The organism is Robertmurraya sp. DFI.2.37, from assembly GCF_029211245.1.
Classification (GTDB): domain Bacteria; phylum Bacillota; class Bacilli; order Bacillales; family Cytobacillaceae; genus Robertmurraya; species Robertmurraya methanolica_A.
On the sequence record NZ_JARGEJ010000792.1, the window covers coordinates 1 to 291 of the forward strand.

1 pseudogene is annotated in these 291 nt (G+C 37.5%); it reads left to right on the forward strand.

Annotated features, from left to right (window positions below):
- Positions 1-291 (forward strand): annotated as a pseudogene (locus PZE06_RS28665) (IS4 family transposase); the annotation flags it as partial.

A 291-nucleotide genomic window follows, 5' to 3' on the forward strand; every position in this document is an offset into this window, starting at 1 on the left:
GTATGACTTACTTATTAGTCATACAACGATCGTCTTTACTAGATATATCGTTCTCTCGTTGCAAAATCGTTGCCACACAGATGAACGTACATTAGGTGGTTTATTTTATGACCTTTGTGATGAAGTGAATGAACTCGATTGGGCTGTCGCATTGCAGCAATTAATCGAGCTTCTTCAAGATGTCTTGAAGAAAATGAATAAACAAACACAGCAATTACTTAAAAATCAACTATCACAATGGGTTACAGGTTTACCCGGTTATATTAGGGCTTACCTGCCTGATTTGGTCTG